The sequence below is a fragment of the Flagellimonas allohymeniacidonis genome, from assembly GCF_004296335.1.
Taxonomy (GTDB): domain Bacteria; phylum Bacteroidota; class Bacteroidia; order Flavobacteriales; family Flavobacteriaceae; genus Flagellimonas; species Flagellimonas allohymeniacidonis.
The window spans coordinates 671,728-686,988 of record NZ_SGIU01000002.1; the positions used below are offsets into that span (position 1 = coordinate 671,728).

Annotated in this window: 14 protein-coding genes; 7 read left to right on the plus strand and 7 right to left on the minus strand. The window is 42.5% G+C overall.

Annotated features, from left to right (window positions below):
- Positions 1-7 precede the first annotated feature (7 nt).
- The 3 genes from EW142_RS11340 to EW142_RS11350 are packed head-to-tail and all read right to left on the minus strand — an operon-like array spanning position 8 to position 4,123.
- Positions 8-1,147, minus strand: a complete 1,140-nt coding sequence (locus EW142_RS11340) for a glycerate kinase (protein ID WP_130613923.1) — start codon at positions 1,145-1,147, stop codon at positions 8-10.
- A gap of 10 nt (positions 1,148-1,157) precedes the next feature.
- Positions 1,158-2,762 carry a sodium:solute symporter family protein gene (locus EW142_RS11345; protein ID WP_130613925.1) on the minus strand — a complete coding sequence of 535 codons (1,605 nt, stop codon included), beginning with the start codon at positions 2,760-2,762 and terminating at the stop codon, positions 1,158-1,160.
- A 47-nt stretch (positions 2,763-2,809) separates the two neighbouring features.
- The gene (locus EW142_RS11350) at positions 2,810-4,123 is read right to left on the minus strand and encodes an MGH1-like glycoside hydrolase domain-containing protein (protein ID WP_130613927.1); all 1,314 of its coding nucleotides are present in this window, start codon (positions 4,121-4,123) and stop codon (positions 2,810-2,812) included.
- A gap of 140 nt (positions 4,124-4,263) precedes the next feature.
- On the opposite strand from EW142_RS11350, the gene EW142_RS11355 reads away from it, so the two are divergent.
- Together EW142_RS11355 and EW142_RS11360 are read left to right on the plus strand one after the other, a co-directional pair.
- On the plus strand, positions 4,264-4,962 hold the full coding sequence (locus EW142_RS11355) for an SIMPL domain-containing protein (RefSeq protein WP_130613929.1): 699 nt from the start codon (positions 4,264-4,266) through the stop codon (positions 4,960-4,962).
- 34 nt (positions 4,963-4,996) lie between these two features.
- Complete coding sequence (locus EW142_RS11360; RefSeq protein WP_130613931.1) at positions 4,997-5,497, plus strand: DUF6265 family protein; 501 nt, start codon at positions 4,997-4,999, stop codon at positions 5,495-5,497.
- Here EW142_RS11360 and EW142_RS11365 read toward each other — a convergent pair.
- Genes EW142_RS11365 through EW142_RS11375 form a run of 3 tightly spaced genes read right to left on the minus strand, consistent with a single transcriptional unit; the run spans position 5,494 to position 7,306 of the window.
- Positions 5,494-6,075, minus strand: coding sequence for a TetR/AcrR family transcriptional regulator (locus tag EW142_RS11365; protein ID WP_130613933.1), 582 nt, complete (start codon positions 6,073-6,075; stop codon positions 5,494-5,496). The genes EW142_RS11360 and EW142_RS11365 overlap by 4 nt on opposite strands.
- A gap of 4 nt (positions 6,076-6,079) precedes the next feature.
- Complete coding sequence (locus tag EW142_RS11370) at positions 6,080-6,532, minus strand: antibiotic biosynthesis monooxygenase family protein (protein WP_130613935.1); 453 nt, start codon at positions 6,530-6,532, stop codon at positions 6,080-6,082.
- Between the two features lie 24 nt (positions 6,533-6,556).
- Positions 6,557-7,306 carry an SDR family NAD(P)-dependent oxidoreductase gene (locus tag EW142_RS11375; protein ID WP_130613937.1) on the minus strand — a complete coding sequence of 250 codons (750 nt, stop codon included), beginning with the start codon at positions 7,304-7,306 and terminating at the stop codon, positions 6,557-6,559.
- 156 nt (positions 7,307-7,462) lie between these two features.
- On the opposite strand from EW142_RS11375, the gene EW142_RS11380 reads away from it, so the two are divergent.
- The 3 genes from EW142_RS11380 to EW142_RS11390 are packed head-to-tail and all read left to right on the plus strand — an operon-like array spanning position 7,463 to position 11,556.
- Entirely contained in the window at positions 7,463-10,609 is a 3,147-nt protein-coding gene (locus EW142_RS11380) for a VPS10 domain-containing protein (RefSeq protein WP_130613939.1), read from the plus strand.
- Between the two features lie 11 nt (positions 10,610-10,620).
- Positions 10,621-11,193 (plus strand): pentapeptide repeat-containing protein, encoded by a 573-nt coding sequence (locus tag EW142_RS11385; RefSeq protein ID WP_130613941.1) that lies wholly within the window; start codon positions 10,621-10,623, stop codon positions 11,191-11,193.
- A 9-nt stretch (positions 11,194-11,202) separates the two neighbouring features.
- Positions 11,203-11,556 (plus strand): hypothetical protein, encoded by a 354-nt coding sequence (locus EW142_RS11390; protein WP_130613942.1) that lies wholly within the window; start codon positions 11,203-11,205, stop codon positions 11,554-11,556.
- 7 nt (positions 11,557-11,563) lie between these two features.
- Here EW142_RS11390 and EW142_RS11395 read toward each other — a convergent pair whose 3' ends face one another.
- Positions 11,564-12,034, minus strand: a complete 471-nt coding sequence (locus EW142_RS11395) for a CBS domain-containing protein (RefSeq protein ID WP_130613944.1) — start codon at positions 12,032-12,034, stop codon at positions 11,564-11,566.
- 121 nt (positions 12,035-12,155) lie between these two features.
- Here EW142_RS11395 and EW142_RS11400 point away from each other — a divergent pair, with 121 nt between their 5' ends.
- Positions 12,156-14,435 (plus strand): M28 family peptidase, encoded by a 2,280-nt coding sequence (locus EW142_RS11400; RefSeq protein WP_130613946.1) that lies wholly within the window; start codon positions 12,156-12,158, stop codon positions 14,433-14,435.
- The gene (locus EW142_RS11405; protein ID WP_130613948.1) at positions 14,428-15,237 is read left to right on the plus strand and encodes an SDR family oxidoreductase; all 810 of its coding nucleotides are present in this window, start codon (positions 14,428-14,430) and stop codon (positions 15,235-15,237) included. Before EW142_RS11400 ends, EW142_RS11405 begins: the two co-directional genes overlap by 8 nt.
- The last annotated feature ends 24 nt before the right edge of the window (positions 15,238-15,261 follow it).

Consider the following 15,261-nt stretch of genomic DNA (forward strand, 5'->3'; position numbering starts at 1 on the left):
GTTTCAACTACTTGGCTTTTGTATCCTGCAAGAGTTTCGCAAAATTGTAGCTGGCCATTTCCAAGTTTTTAAAGCTTTCCTTTTTAGCCTCTTCCAGCGAGCCCACCTGATTCAAAATTGAGGTCACATATTGCAGTCCGGTGGCTTCAAGCTCGTCCATGGATAAGGTGACGGATCCGCATAAAGCCGCAACAGGAATGTTTCTATCCCTTGCAGCTTTTAGAACACCTGCTATGGTCTTTCCGGATAGGGTTTGTTGGTCCAATTGCCCTTCTCCTGTTATGATCCAATCAGCATCCTTCATAACCTCGTCAAAATTGGCCATTTCCATAATCAAATCAATTCCAGAGATTAAGGAAGCATTCAAAAAGACCACTGCTCCTGCTCCCATTCCACCTGCAGCGCCGGCTCCAGGAATATGTTGCACATCCATTCCAAAGGTCTTCTGAACTACCTGGGCAAAATTTTGAAGTCCCTTGTCCAAAGCAACAACGTCTTCGGGAGAAGCTCCTTTTTGTGGACCATAGACATGGGCAGCTCCATCTTTTCCATAAAGAGGGTTCTTTACGTCACAAGCCACCTTGAACGTAGTTTGCTTTAGTTTGGGATGAACATTCTTGGTGATTATTTGGGTGATCCTGGACAAATTTTGACCAATCGGGGACAGCACATCCCCATTTCCATCCAAAAATTGATAGCCTAAGGCTGTTGCCATTCCTATCCCCCCATCATTAGTGGCACTTCCTCCAATTCCTAAAATAATTTCTTTTGCCCCTTGATCTAGGGCATGCGCGATCAATTCTCCGGTTCCCAGCGAAGTGGCTTCCATGCAATGCAGCTCTTCCTTGGAAAGTAGTTTGTACCCAGAGGCTTCCGACATTTCAATAAAGGCAACTCCCTTTTCGTTTGAAAAAAGATAGCCTGCACGAATATCCCGAAAGATGGGGTCTTTGACCGTAGTCTCTATTTCAACTGCATTTAAATAGTGCTTGACCACCTCAATGGTACCGTCTCCCCCATCGGCCAAAGGTTTTTTTACGATTTCTGCAGAAGGAAAGACTTTTAATATCCCCATTCCCACAGCCTCACAGAACTGTTGTCCTGTTAAGGAGCCTTTGTATTTATCTGGGGCGACAACGAACTTCATCGAATCAATTTTACGATAACAGGGATGGCATGGCCAAGCTCAACAGAATAATAAATACAAAGAAGCCCAACAATATGGCCACTTCCTTTTTGGAAACGGAATACACCACTTCCAATCCTTCATTGGCTTTTCTTTTGATGACATAGCTTACCACCATGGCCACCACTACCGTAACCAAACAACCTATGGCATTCCACCAGAACCAGAACACCTCCGGCACGTACAACCACAAATACATATTGAAGAGTACACCAATCACAATTCCGATATTGGCACCAAGTGCATGGGTCTTTTTCGTCATAATGGCCAACATAAAGCCTGCTAAAATAGGTCCGTAGAATACCGAGCTTACCTTATTGATCACCTCAATCACCGTTCCTTCGATATTCCCTGCGAAGAAAGCGAAGAACAAACACACCAATCCCCAAAACAAGGACAGTATTCTTGAGGTCATCACATATTTCTTATCGCTCATGTCCGGTTTGAAACGCTTTACAAAATCTTCCATGGTTACCGCTGAAAGCGAATTGACCGTTGAGCTCAGGGAGGACATTGCCGCCGACATAATCGCAACTATCAAAATGCCAATAATTCCATTGGGTAGATAATTGATGATAAAGACTGGAACCATCAAATCTGCTTTTTTACCTTCCAAGGAATCAATATTTGCTTGATACACCGATTCCATCATATCTTGAAACTCTACATCCTGAAACAATAAGGTTCCCAAGACCAAGCCCATAATACAATAGGTCAAGGTCAGTGGAAATCGGAAAAGCCCATTGGCCAACAATAATTTTTTGATGGTGGGCATCCCTTTTGCAGACAACAACCGCTGGGATTGGGTTTGATCGGTTCCGTAGTAGGAGGCATACAAAAAGAAACCCCCAATCACCATGGGCCAAAACCCGAATTCGTCATTTTTATCTGCATTATTAAAACCCCACTTGCTAAAATCCACTGCGGTAATTCGGTCCTTGTCCACATTGGTCAGGAAATTTTCGAAGCCGCCCAGCTCACTAATCCCATAAAACAGGCAAATCACAATGCCCAAGAAAAGAATAATCATTTGAATCACATCACCCCAAATAACGGCTTTCATGCCCCCTTGAAAGGAATAGACCAGGGTAATCACCCCAATTATCAAGACAGAAATCCAGAAATCCACCCCAACGGTTGCTTGAAGAATCAAGGCCATTGTGTAGACCATGACCCCAGTTGCCACCGAACGGCTAATCTGGAACACAAAACTAATGAGCAGTCGGGATGAGGCGTCAAAGCGTTTTTCCAAGTACTCGTAAACGCTCACTATGCCTGATTTATAAAGCGTTGGAATCAAAGCGACCATCAAAAACGCCATCGCCAAAGGTACTCCAAATTCATAGGTCAGCCATTGTAACCCTCCCCCTTCTTTCAACCCCACAAAAGCAGGGGCCGATATAAAACTAATGGCCGAAAGCTGTGTGGCCATGGTGGAGAGGCTTAGAGGGAGCCAGCCCATACTTCGCCCTCCCAAAAAGTAATCCCCCGAACTTTTGTTTTCCTTAAAGAAGTAACCTATTCCCAAAAAACCAATGAGGTAGACAATAATAATGATGTAATCGATGTAATTCATCTTTCGGTATTAGTTGGTTATTTGATTAATGTGCTTGCCAAACCCGCTCAATCTTCATTCAAAAAATCAATCAAAAGCGAAGCGGTCCATGAAAAGTTGTTCCCCCCATATGCATTGCTATCCCCATCTGGATTTACTTTTCTGCAATCAAAATACTCATAGAAACTGTGCTTTGCAACTAGCTCAATGGATTCATTCTTGACGCGGGTCGCTAAATCTTCAAACCCATATCGCTTCAAGCCTTGATAAATAATCCAATTCATATTGATCCAAACCGGTCCACGCCAGTATTTTTTTGGATTGAATTTTTCATGGGTAGGGTCAAAGGAGGCACACAGATACTTATCCTCACCCCCAAACTTTTCTTTTAAGGTCTGTATTAACTGCTGGGCTCGTTCCCCGGAAGGCACTCCAGCGTACAAAGGTGCAAAGGAAGATGAAGAAATATAGGGGAGCAAGGTGTTGCTGCGAAGGTCGAAATGCAAGTAAGCTCCAGAGGATTCATGATACAGCTTGGTATTCATACCTTGGACACCCAAGGCGTGCTTTTCCTTCAAATATTGGGCTTTGCCTTCTCCTCTTTTCAACAAACCATATAGTTTTATTAAGGCTTCATTGGAACGTAATAGCATAGCATTGAACAAAGGGTCCAACACCAAAAAAGGGGAATGCTGTGCTATTTTGGCATCATCATAATTGTATTGTTTAGCAATTTCTATGATATACAGGTAGTGGTCGTATTCTCTTTTCGTAGGGCGTTGCGAAGGGTCCACATGAGTAGTATCCTTGCGTTCGAATTCGTATTCAGGCGGATTCATTGTAGGCCATATGTCGTCCCACATCGGGGAATTATCGGTTCCTGATTCCCAATTGTGGTAGATGTATACCAAGCCTTCGTTATTGATGTCCCGATTCTCGTAGAAATAGACATGATTCTCGTATACCTTGTCAATTTGATCATCAATAAAACCCAGTACGGTAGGGTTCCTATTGGAAACCTCATAGAGCTTTTCCAACACAAAGCCCAGCACAGGGGGTTGGACCAATCCGGTTGACCTAAGCTTTTTTGAAGCCAAAGGGTGCAGTTGTGATCGATGAAAATCAGGTCCGGGGAAATAGGTATCACTGTCATAATGGAAAACAATATGGGGGATGAAACCATTGCCCCATTGAGCATTCAGCAAACTGGCCAGCTCTTGCATGGCTTTACCCATATCATAATGGGCATAACCTATGGCAATAAAGCCCGAATCCCATTTCCATTGAAAGGGGTACAATCCTTGGGCAGGAATGGTGAATCCCCCATCTTGATGGTTGTTTTCCAAAACTTCAATGGCCTGCTTGACTAAGCTTTCCTTCATAATGACGATTTTGATTCTTGGGTGATGCAAGTGAAAAGAAACGAACTTAATGATTTTTTGGATGTTTTTGCTTCTGGCACAAACTTTGCCCTCTATGCTGTACCTTAGCAATAAAGAGTTTCACCCTAAACCTGACCCTAATGAAAAAGTTTGCTGTTACCGTTTTTCTCATCTTCTTATCCTATGTATCTTTTGGACAAACCAAAAACTTTCTTGATGTTCCCTATTTGGAAACATCGGCACGTGTGGACACTCTGGTTACTCCGGATAAAATCTATTTGAATATCACGATAACCGAGAAGGATTCCAGAGGGAAAAAGTCCGTCGAGGAACAAGAAAATAAAATGGCACAGGCATTTCGCTCGTTGGGTATTGACCTGGACAAGCAGTTGTTCATTAAGGACCTCAGCAGTAATTTCAAGAAATACTTTTTGCGCCAAAAAGATGTTTTGAAAAGCAAACGATATTCCCTTCTGGTCTATTCTGGAAAACAAGCTGGGGAAGCTTTGGCAGCCTTGGAAAAACTGAAGATTGCCAATGTCTATTTGGAGAAAACGGAATATTCCAAAATGGATGCGCTGGAATTGGCCTTAAAATCCAAGGCCATAAAGAAGGCATTGAAAAAGGCAGAAGCTTTGACCGCTCCCCTGAATCAAAAAGTTGGAAAGGCCATTCATATTATGGATACCTCCACACCGTATTACCCGAGATACCAAGCTCCGCGAATGGAAATGAAAACCATGGCCATGGATGCGGCTGAACCTGCACCTCTGGATATCGATTTTGAACAGATCAAGGTGGAAACTTCGGTCAATGTGAAGTTCGCTTTGTCCAATTGATCACTTTTCATTCGTCTTTTAAAAAAAGACCACAATGAAACCTATTTTCTTTTTTATTCTGTTTACGACCTATGGGCTCTTTGCTCAAAAAACCCTTCAATTGGTTGAGGATATGGAATCGCCAAAAGCATCCTTAAAGGATGTGTCCTGGATTCAAGGACACTGGAAAGGTGATGCCTTTGGCGGGACAGCGGAAGAAATCTGGAGCCCACCAATGGGAGGTTCCATGATGTTTGTTTTCAAACTGGTCAATGACGGTGCTGTTTCATTTTACGAAGTTGGGCATATCCGAGAAATCAACGAAACCCTGCTGCTTCAATTAAAGCACTTTCACGGGGATTTGAAGGGATGGGAAACCAAAGATCAAACCGTAGATTTCAAATTGGTCAAGATTGAAAACAAGCGTGTTTTCTTTGAAGGGTTTACCATCGAAAAAATAAGTGGGGACGAAATCAATATGCACGTATTGCTCGGGGAAAAGGAAGAAAAAAATGAAGTGACGTTTGCCTACCAGAGAGTAAACAGCACAAATTAATCCAATACCGAAAGAGCAGCTTGGACCATATCTTTTAGTTTATCGGGGTCAGTGTCAATTTTCGACACTACCCTTAACCCATTGTAAAAAGCAAAGAGCATAAGGCCAATATCTCTGGCATTTTTTGAGGCATTGATTTCCCCTTGATTTATCCCTTTTTGAATATGGGTAGAGAATAGCTCCGCCACTTGATCCATATTTCCACGAAGAATGTCATGAATATTAGGGTCTCCAGGGATGAGTTCAGTGGTGGTGTTCACCACAAAACACCCTTTCCGAGCGTCATCTTTAACAGCTTCTTCAATAGCAAAATCAAATAACTTTTCGAACCCTTGCTTCACAGAAACTTCACCTGCAAGCAGTCCTTTTACCATATCACCCGACTCATTTCGATACTCTTGAAATGCCCTATTAAAAAGTTTTTCCTTACCTCCAAAAGTATCGTACAGACTCGCTCGGTTGATTCCCAAATGGGAAACCAACTCCTGCATTGAAGTGGCATGGAACCCTTTTTCCCAAAAGAGTTCCATAGCCTTGTTCAATACTTCCTTTTCATCAAATTGTTTGGTGCGCGGCATGGACTTACTTTCTATTAGCTGCTAAATTTACTGAAACCACATCATATGGATGATATTCGGGGGTTGAATTGCTAAAAACATATAGCATGTTCGGAGCGCCTCCCGACTCTATTAATTTTACAGCATTTTGTAATGATTCTTGATCTCTCCATTGGGCATAGACAATAATGTGGTCGCTATCCAGACTCTTATGGATACTGGCCGATATAAAACCGTCTTGATACCGCATAGTGTCCGTTAGTCCTTTCTGAAGGTTCTCAACAATATCCTGTTGTTGACCTTTATTTGGAGTAATGACATTTACCACTGTAAGAATGTCTATTTCGGAATCCACTATGGCCTTGTGGGTCTTTACTTGCCCTACAATCTGGCCTAATCCGGAAACAAACATAATTCCCAAAAGAAACATAAACCGAGAGCTAACCTTCTTTGGATTTGGTATAAATGTAGTTTTCATGACTTTCTTTAAAGTTGAACTTGCTTATACCTGGGCAAAACCTCCATCCACAGGAATTTCGGCCCCGGTTATGTAACTGCTATCCGAAGAAGCCAAAAACAGTGCTGTTGCGGCAATTTCATCCGCATTTCCAAATCTTCCAAGCGAAACCATGGAAGGAAAATTAGAAGCCATTTGGTCAATATTCTCTTGGGGAACGTTGTGTTTTCCATAAATAGGGGTGTCAATAGGCCCAGGTGCAATGGCGTTAACTCGAATGCCTTTTGGCCCAAACTCTGAAGCCAAGGTACGTACAATGGAACGTAAAGCCGCTTTGCTAGAGGCGTAAGCCGTCATTCCTCCAAACCCTTTCACGTTTACCACGGAGGTATTGAAGATAATACTTGCTCCCTCGTTCAAATAATTATATGCGGCTTGAACTGTAAAAACAGGACCTCTGACATTGATGTTATGGACCTCGTCAAAAATCTCCTCGGTCAAACCATCAATGGTTTCAAGTCTAAAAATTCCTGCGTTCAAGAAGAGAATGTCAATTTTTCCGAAATGATCAACCGTTTTCGCAATTAGTTCTTTGCTGTCAGCTGTGCTTGAAGCTTCTGCTTTCAATAAGAGATAGTCTCCTGACAATTGCCCTTTTAAGGCATCCAACTTTTCTTGACTTCTGCCTGTTAAAACCACTTTGGCACCTTCTTCAAGGTATTTTTTTGCGGTTTGCAAACCCATTCCGCTAGTAGCTCCGGTTACAATGGCTACCCTGTTTTCTAATTTTTTCATGATATAAATTTTATCTGTTGTTTTTATTTTGGAACGTTCATTCCGATACAAACATAATCATATTGGAATGGTTGTTCCAAATAAATTCGACTTTTTATCTTTTCGTTAACAGATTGGTCATGGTTTTGTATCTTTCTAGGGACTAATTCAACCACTATGAAATTCATACAACTCCTTCTTGCTCTTGCCTTGCTATTTCCCTTAACCGGTGACGCTCAGCGCAGAAAAAGAAACCAACCTGAACCTCAAACCGAATTACAGGACTCCCTTTTCCATGGTTTAAAATGGCGTAACATCGGACCCTTTCGAGGAGGACGAAGTGTGGCATCCACCGGAGTGGTAGGTCAACCAATGACCTATTATATGGGAACCACTGGTGGTGGTATTTGGAAAACCGTGGATGATGGTATTACCTGGAAAAACATTTCTGATGGCCAATTGAAAACAGGAACGGTCGGTGCCATTACCGTATCGGAAAGCAATCCGAACATTGTTGTAGCGGGTATGGGCGAACACGCAGCACGCGGGGTCATGACCTCAATGGGTGATGGGGTTTACAAATCCACTGACGCGGGAAAGACCTGGAAGCATGTTGGATTGGATGAAACCCGTCACATATCGGATGTGCTTATCCACCCAAAAAATCCGGATATCATTTTTGTAGCTGCACAAGGTGCCCAATATGGGCCCACCCAAGACCGTGGAGTATATCGTTCTACGGACGGAGGCTCTACATGGGAGAAAGTACTTTTTGTTGACAACCTTACCGGTGCCTCTTCCCTTTCAATGGATATGAACAATCCCTTGATTCTTTACGCCGCCATGTGGCAACACCGTCGTTATGCCTGGAAAATGGAATCTGGCGGACCTAGTTCTGGCCTCTACAAATCAATGGATGGAGGAACGACATGGAAACCTATGACAGAAGGTCTCCCCAAGGAGTTTGGAAAAGCCGGAATTTCGGTTTCCCGAGCCAATCCTGAACTTGTCTTTGCTGTTATCGAGGCGGAAGGCAAAGAAGGTGGTGTATATCGAAGTGACGACGCAGGTAAAAAATGGAAACAAATCAATTCCGACCGCATCAATATTGCCCGTTCGTGGTATTACATGGAGATATTCGCCGACCCACAGAATGAAAATGTTGTTTACGTTTTGAACGCACCCGTAACGAAGTCCATCGACGGTGGTAAATCTTTCAAACCGCTTCCCACGCCCCACGGAGATAACCATCATTTATGGATACATCCCCACGACAATTCAAAAATGATCAACTCCAATGATGGTGGCGCCAATGTCTCCAACAATGGAGGGAAAAGCTGGAGTACCCAGAAAAATCAGGCCACCTCCCAATTTTACAGAGTAATCACGGACAATTTGGTTCCCTATAATGTTTATGGAGGCCAACAAGATAATTCTGCGATTGCCATTGCAAGCCGTACCAACGATAATGGAATTGATTGGAAGGATTGGTACTCCGTAGCCGGCTGTGAAAGTGCCTATTTGGCTTTTGACCCTGATAATCCCGAAGTAGTTTACGGAGGATGTTACCAAGGTATCATTGAAAAATGGGTCAAAGCATCCAACGAAGGAAAACCAATCAAGGAATACCCCGAATTGGGTCTTGGCAAAGTTCCAAAGGATTTCAAATACCGATACAATTGGAACGCGCCCATTATCAGCTCTCCATATGATCGCAATACCATTTACCACGCCGGAAATGTAGTTTTTAAGACACAAGATGGTGGCCATAACTGGGAAGTTGTCAGTCCGGATTTGACCAGAAATGAAGTGGAAAAACAAGGCCCAGGCGGTGGTCCTTACACAAACGAGGCAGCTGGCGGGGAAAACTATAATACCATTATGTATTTAGTGGAATCTTCGCATGAACAGGGAGTCCTCTACGCAGGAACCGATGATGGGTTGGTACATATTACCAAAAACGGTGGAAACAACTGGGAAAATATCACCCCTCCCAACCTTGGCGAAGGCATCATCAACAGTATTGAAGTCTCTCCGCACGACCCTGCCACTGCGTACATTGCTGTAATGCGGTACAAGTTTATGGATTTAAACCCTTACATTTTTAAGACTACAAACTATGGGCAAACCTGGACCAAAATCACGAACGGCTTTGAAGATAAGCACACCTTTGTCCGTGTGGTGCGAGAGGACAAAAAGCGAAAAGGGCTTTTATATGCCGGAACAGAGACAGGCCTGTACCTTTCCTTCGATGATGGTCTGAATTGGCAGCAATTTCAACTGAATCTTCCTGTAGTTCCCATTAACGATCTCATTATTCAGGACAATGATTTGGTTGCCGCAACGGCTGGGCGATCTTTCTGGATTTTGGATGATTTATCCACCCTTCAAAATACTTCTGGCAACGAAACAACACTTACTTTGTTCGAACCAAAGAATACCTATCGCATTTTCGGCAGTAGCCCAGAAAAGCCTGTTCCAGGGTTGGGGCAAAATCCAAAATCGGGGGTGATTTTTGATTACTACCTTCCCAAAGATTCCGATTCTCTTGACCTAAAGCTCGAGGTCCTTCAAAATGGCAAAATCATCCGAACCTTGACCAACAAAAAACCTGAAGACTTTAAGTCTTGGCCCGGTGGACCGCCCAAACCGGTTGTATTGCCTTCAAAAAAAGGGTATAACCGTTTCAACTGGAATTTGAGGAAAGATCCTATCCCATCTATTGACAAGGTCTTCGTTTTTGGAAATTACAATGGGTCGCGTGTGGCCCCAGGCACTTACACCCTTCGCCTAACTTTGGAAAATGAAACTGTGGAAACCAATGCCACCGTTCTGGCCAATCCAAAGATCAGGGCAACAAACTCAGATTATGCAGATCAGCAACAGGTATTGAACCAAATTGAAAATGCCATTCATTCCATGCACGAAGCGGTCAACCAAATGCGCTCTGCCAAAGCGCAGCTTAAGGGGTATGATAAGCTGCTAAAAGAAAATGAAAATGCAGCGGAACTTTTACAAATTGGAGATTCGCTAGTAAAACGAATTAAGGTCTGGGAGGAGAATCTTATCCAGCCTAATCAGAAAACATTTCAAGATGTCATCAACTTCCATAACCAGTTGAATGCTGATTTCATGCATCTCAAAGGATTTGTGGATACAGCAGAACCCAAAGTAACTGAAGGGGCTAAGGAACGTCTACGGGACCTGCTGACCAAATGGCGCACTTTTGAAACCGAAAAGAAGGCCATCGTAGAAACCGAAATGGCCAAATACAATGCACTTTATGAATCACTGAATCTACCGGCCATAATACTAAAAGAATAGAGAGAAAATTAATGCAGAGACCCTTCATTTGCGATGAGACTTATAAAGGAAATGATTATACTCAAAACCCTTTACCCAAAGCGGAGTATGAAAACTGTGTGTTTCAAAATTGCAGGTTTTCAGAGGGGTATTTGGACAACCAAAATTTTATGGATTGTGAGTTTATCGAATGTGACCTCACCAATGCCAACATAAAGCACGCTGTTTTTAAGGATTGTTTCTTCAAGGATTCCAAACTCATAGGGTTACACTTCGAGGATTGTGACAAAATGTTGTTTTCGGTAAATTTTGACACTTGTAATCTAAGCTTTGCTTCCTTTTTTGAACTATCACTGTCAGAGACAAAGTTGGTGGACTGTATTTTAAAGGAAACTGATTTTACAGATTGTTATCTGACTTCGGCAGTATTTAGGAATTGTGATTTGGAGAAGGCAATTTTTTCCAACACCAATCTCGAAAAAGTAAACTTCAGCAGCAGTTTTAATTTTGACATCAATCCTGAAGAAAACCGAATGAAGGGAGCCAAGTTCAGCAAGGACAACCTGATTGGTTTACTGAAAAAATACGATATTGTAGTTACCTAAGTCTTAGTCATGTCCGAGAGAAATTGTTTGGAGTGCGGTGATGCGCTGGTTGGTCGAATCGATAAAAAGTTTTGTTCAGACCATTGCAGGAATAGCTATAATAATCGTTTGAACAAAGACAGCAAGAACTTGCTTCGAAACATCAACAACAAACTCAGAAAGAATTATCGCATATTGGGCAGTTTCCCACTAAAAGATGGGAAAACCACCACTACAAAAATGAGATTGATGGACAAAGGGTTCGATTTTGACTATATCACTAACTTATATACCACAAAAAAAGGAAGTACTTACTACTTCCTTTATGATCTGGGTTATTTGCCTTTGGACAATGACCGTTACATGATAGTAAAACGGGAGTGATTTCTAATCATTTCCAGTTTTGCGCACTTAGTTTCAAAGCTGCAACAACAATGTCTTTTCGGCTAATTTGGCCTACGAGAATGTCATTTTTCATCACGGGCAGCCTACGTCTATTGTGCTTATCAAAAACACCCGCAGCATCAAAAATGCTCATGTCGTGCGGAATGGTTTCCACATTTTTCGTCATGTAGCGCTCCACACTTTTATCGAGTATGGGTTGATTGAAATATCTACTTTCAGAAATCTGCTTCATGCAATCCGCCTCGGAAATAATCCCTACCAAAAAGCCATTTTTATCCATCACAGGACCACCGGAAATATGATGTTTGGCAAATGCCTCCATAACCGCCAAAATGGATTGTTCTGGAGAAAACGTAATCAACTTCTTGGTCATATAATCTTCAACAAGTATGGGGGCATTGTACTTTTTCTTTGAAGACTCCTTCGATCTAACCCCTTGGAAACTCTTGATAGCCATATAGTTGATATTAAGGTTGAATAAGGAATATAAGAAAATTCCTCGAGTTATTTTAATTTTCCAAGGCTAAATACCACATCGATTCATAATTTCATAAATTTAGGGACCAACGTAACTCAATATGAAATTTTCCAAATCGTTAGCCCTTTTGCTTCTTCTTCTGGCCGTGTATTGGAGCTTCAAGTCCCTGATGCCGACCTACCAGCCCGATGCCAATAGTGATGCAAACGAATTTTCCACAGATCGTGCCCTGATACATGTGAAAAATCTTTCAAATGAACCCCATGGGGTAGGCTTTCCAGGGCACCAAAGAGCCAGGGGTTATATTATTTCTGAACTTAAAAAACTTGGCCTTGAAACTACTACCCAAGAGGGTTATACCACCGGGGATTGGGGCAACCTAAGCAAAGCAACCAATATTTTGGCTCGAATAAAGGGCACGGAACCCGGAAAAGCCTTGGTGCTCATGTCCCATTATGATAGTTCCCCCCACTCTTCGTTTGGCGCAAGCGATGCTGGAAGCGGCGTGGCCACAATACTGGAAGGTATACGCGCTTTTTTAGAGGCCAACAAGACCCCAAAAAATGACATTATCATTTTGATTACCGATGCCGAGGAATTGGGGCTGAACGGAGCTGACCTTTTTGTAAAAAACCATCCCTGGGCCAAAGATATTGGGCTTGTTTTGAACTTTGAGGCAAGAGGAAGCGGAGGTCCGAGCTATATGCTGATTGAGACCAATCGGGGCAACGCTACGTTGATCGAAGAATTTAAAAAGGCCAGTCCAAAGTATCCTGTCGCCAATTCGCTCGCTTACAGCATTTACAAAATGTTGCCCAACGATACCGATCTAACCGTTTTTCGGGAAGATGGCGATATTGAAGGCTTTAACTTTGCCTTTATCGATGATCATTTCGATTACCACACGGCTTTGGATTCTTATGAACGCCTCGATAAAAAAACTTTAGCGCATCAAGGCTCCTATCTTATGCCGCTTTTGAGTCATTTTAGCGATGCTGATTTGGAAAATTTGAAGAGCCTCAGCGATTTGGTCTATGTAAACCTACCTTTTTTTGGTTTGATTTCATATCCGTATGAATGGATCATGCCCATGTTAATTCTCGCTGGCCTGGTTTTCTTAGGTCTGCTTCTTTTCGGAATTAAGAAGAAAAAACTAAACGGGGTTGAAATTCTAAAAGGGGCTGTTCCTGCCCTGATTACTTTGATTCTTACTGGCTTATTGGGCTATTTCAGCTGGACCGCCATTACGTGGTGGTATCCCGGATTTAAGGATATGCTCCATGGCTTCACTTATAACGGGCACACCTATATTCTTATATACACACTGCTTTCGATTGCCATATGTTTTTGGACCTACCACAAATTTAGAAAAGTAAGCACGCAAAATCTTTTAGTGGTTCCCACTTTGCTTTGGTTATTGATATGTGGCGCTGTAGCTATGTATTTAAAGGGTGCCAGCTTTTTTGTCATTCCTCTTTTTGGATTATTGGCAGCCCTTTGGGTCACCATCAATCAAGAAGACGCCAGTCCTTTTCTTTTAGTATTCTTGGCCTTGCCCGCCATTTTTATCTACGCTCCTTTTATTAAAATGTTTCCTGTGGGATTGGGGCTTAAGATGTTGATTGCAGCAACCGTATTTACAACACTCCTTTTTTTCCTCGTTCTTCCATTTATCAGCCAGCTAAAAAACAAGGACCGCTTCGCATATTTGGCGCTTTTTCTTTTTATCGTATTCAGTATTTCCGGACACATTCAATCCGATTTTAGTGAAGAGCGGCCCAAACCAAGCAGTTTGCTTTATGTATATGACAGTGATAACAACAGTGCTATTTGGGCAACTTACGACCATGTGCTTGTGGATTGGAACGGTCAGTTTTTGGGCTCCGAAAAACGCGTTCCCCAAACTGATGAATATAAAATGATTCCCAGCAAGTACCGAAGCGAGTTCACCTATGTAAAGGAGGCACAAAAAAAGGAAATTCCACTTCCGCAAATAGATACCGTCAATGATACCGTGATTGGAAACGAGCGTATTTTGGAAATTTGTCTGACACCTAAAAGAGCTATCAATCGTGTAGACATTTACACCAACCCCATAAAGTTGAATTCCGCCAAAGTGAACCGCATAGCGCTTTCCGAGTATTTCCTAGAAAACAGGAGGGAGCGGTTGATCACCCATTACGTGAGCAACAACGAATACACGGAGTTGGAGCTCAGCTTTCCAAAGGATTCCACTTTGGAACTCACTTTTTATGAAGCCAGCAACGACCTTTTGTCAAATAGCCTGTTCACCGTTCCTAAAAGGCCAGAAAGTAGTATTCCCATGCCCTTTGTCTTGAACGATGCCATTTTGGTGGTCAAAACTTTGAAGTTTGATTAGAAAGATCGGGGTAATTGGATGTGGATGGTTGGGACTCCCTTTGGCCAAAAACTTGGTGAAGCACAAATATGAGGTGCACGGCAGCTCCACTTCCCCAGAAAAATTGCCCGTACTTCAAAATGCCGGTATCATACCTTACCATCTCGTATTAAAACCTGATCGTATCGAAGGGAAGGTTCAGGAACTTCTTTCCCAGATTCATGTGCTAATCATCAATGTTCCTCCAAAGCTTCGTAGTGGCAATTCGGAAAGTTATTTGGAGAAAATGACCCGATTACACGCGCAAATCAAAAAAAGTGGGGTTACCAGAATCATTTTTGTAAGCAGTACCTCCGTTTATGGAAATGTTAACGGAACTGTGACCGAAAAGACCCAACCTAGGCCCATAACCGAATCTGGTAATCAGCTTTTGGCTTCTGAATCATTGTTCACCAATGATTCAAATTTATTGACCACGGTCATTAGGTTTGGAGGCTTAATAGGCCCAAATAGGCATCCTATTACCATGTTGTCAAAAAAAACCAATCTTTCCAACGGAAGCGATCCCGTCAATCTCATCCATTTAGACGATTGCATCTTAATGATTCGTACAATCCTGAAAAACAACTATTGGGGAGAAATCTTTAACGGGGTATATCCTCTCCATCCCTCAAAAGAGGAATATTATACCCAAGAAGCTAGAAAAAGAGGGTTAAATCCGCCCCAGTATGCACCTGGCACCAAAGAAAAAGAGGGCAAAGTGATAGAAAGTAAGAGTTTTCTTGGTAAATCCCATGAATTCCACACCTCAATCATGTCTTAATTGACCACTCTCCAGAGCAGTTTC

Coding starts and splice junctions, on each gene's coding strand:
- EW142_RS11340 (WP_130613923.1), bottom strand. CDS start 1,147: ATGAAGTTCGTTGTCGCCCCAGATAAATACAAAGGCTCCTTAACAGGA.
- EW142_RS11345 (WP_130613925.1), bottom strand. CDS start 2,762: ATGAATTACATCGATTACATCATTATTATTGTCTACCTCATTGGTTTT.
- EW142_RS11350 (WP_130613927.1), bottom strand. CDS start 4,123: ATGAAGGAAAGCTTAGTCAAGCAGGCCATTGAAGTTTTGGAAAACAAC.
- EW142_RS11355 (WP_130613929.1), top strand. CDS start 4,264: ATGAAAAAGTTTGCTGTTACCGTTTTTCTCATCTTCTTATCCTATGTA.
- EW142_RS11360 (WP_130613931.1), top strand. CDS start 4,997: ATGAAACCTATTTTCTTTTTTATTCTGTTTACGACCTATGGGCTCTTT.
- EW142_RS11365 (WP_130613933.1), bottom strand. CDS start 6,075: ATGCCGCGCACCAAACAATTTGATGAAAAGGAAGTATTGAACAAGGCT.
- EW142_RS11370 (WP_130613935.1), bottom strand. CDS start 6,532: ATGAAAACTACATTTATACCAAATCCAAAGAAGGTTAGCTCTCGGTTT.
- EW142_RS11375 (WP_130613937.1), bottom strand. CDS start 7,306: ATGAAAAAATTAGAAAACAGGGTAGCCATTGTAACCGGAGCTACTAGC.
- EW142_RS11380 (WP_130613939.1), top strand. CDS start 7,463: ATGAAATTCATACAACTCCTTCTTGCTCTTGCCTTGCTATTTCCCTTA.
- EW142_RS11385 (WP_130613941.1), top strand. CDS start 10,621: ATGCAGAGACCCTTCATTTGCGATGAGACTTATAAAGGAAATGATTAT.
- EW142_RS11390 (WP_130613942.1), top strand. CDS start 11,203: ATGTCCGAGAGAAATTGTTTGGAGTGCGGTGATGCGCTGGTTGGTCGA.
- EW142_RS11395 (WP_130613944.1), bottom strand. CDS start 12,034: ATGGCTATCAAGAGTTTCCAAGGGGTTAGATCGAAGGAGTCTTCAAAG.
- EW142_RS11400 (WP_130613946.1), top strand. CDS start 12,156: ATGAAATTTTCCAAATCGTTAGCCCTTTTGCTTCTTCTTCTGGCCGTG.